Origin of the sequence: Streptomyces sp. URMC 123 (assembly GCF_051386515.1) — a bacterium.
Classification (GTDB): Bacteria; Actinomycetota; Actinomycetes; order Streptomycetales; family Streptomycetaceae; genus Streptomyces.
Genome location: NZ_JBPQTV010000625.1, coordinates 1 through 1,216 on the forward strand (window position 1 = coordinate 1; position 1,216 = coordinate 1,216).

Annotated in this window: 1 protein-coding gene; it reads right to left on the bottom strand. The window is 74.2% G+C overall.

Translation table 11 applies throughout. The features are described from left to right. The coding region (locus ACSNOD_RS31290; RefSeq protein ID WP_436770455.1) for an amino acid adenylation domain-containing protein at positions 1 to 1,216 on the bottom strand (1,216 nt) is incomplete at both ends.

Consider the following 1,216-nt stretch of genomic DNA (forward strand, 5'->3'; position numbering starts at 1 on the left):
GAGGTGATGACGGGGGCGGGCAGGGCGCCGCGGTCGAGCTTGCCGTGGGTGGTCAGCGGGAGCTCGGGCAGGACGGTGACGGCCGCGGGCACCATGTAGTCGGGCAGGGCGGTGGTGAGGTGGGCGCGCAGGGCGGCCGGGTCGGGGGCCGCGCCGGGCGTGGGCACCGCGTAGCCGAAGAGCCGCTTGACGCCGGGGCGGTCCTCGCGGACGACCACGACGCACTGGGCGACCTCGGGGTGGCGGCCGAGGGCGTCCTCGATCTCGCCGAGTTCGACCCGGAAGCCACGTATCTTGATCTGGTCGTCGGTGCGCCCGGTGAAGTCGAGCTGTCCGTCCGCGGTCCAGCGCACCACGTCGCCGGTGCGGTACATCCGGCTGCCCGGCGCGCCGAAGGGGTCGGCGACGAACCGTCCGGCGGTCACTCCCGGGCGGCGCAGATAGCCGCGGGCCACGCCGTTGCCGGCGAGGTAGAGCTCGCCGTCCACGCCCGGGGGCACCGGGTTGAGGAAGGCGTCCAGGACGTAGGCGCGGGTGTTGCCGATGGGCCGTCCGATGACCGGCCGGTCGCTGTCGCGGGTCTCGGCCACGACGGCGTCGACGGTGCACTCGGTGGGGCCGTAGAAGTTGTACGTGCGCGTGGTGGGCAGCTCGCGCAGTTGCTGCCACATGGCGTCGGGGACGGCCTCGCCGCCGACGCCCAGGCCGGCGAGCACGCAGTGGCCGTCGGTGACCAGGCCGGCCGCGGCCAACTGGCCGTAGAACGAGGGCGACACCTCGATGAAGTCGATCTTCCGTTCGGTGAGCCAGGCCAGGTGGAGCGAGGGGTCGCGCCGGGTGTCCTCGTCGAGGATCTCGACGGTGTGGCCGCCGAAGAGCGCGATCAGCGGCTGCCAGGAGGCGTCGAAGGAGAACGACCAGCCGTGTCCGACGCGCAGCCGCCTGCCGACGGCGCGGGCGGCCGGCTCGTACACCTGCCGGTGGTGGTTGGCGAAGAGGCTCGCCACGTTCCGGTGCAGGGTGACGACGCCCTTGGGGTCGCCGGTGGAGCCGGAGGTGTAGATGACGTACGCGGGGTGGTCGGGGCTCAGCGGGCGCAGCCGCTCGGCGTCGGTGGGGTCGGTGTCCGGCCGGCCGCTCAGCTCCTCGCGGAAGGCGGGGTCGTCCAGCGCCACCGCGACCGGGCCGCTGCCATCCCCCTGCCCCTGCCCCTGCC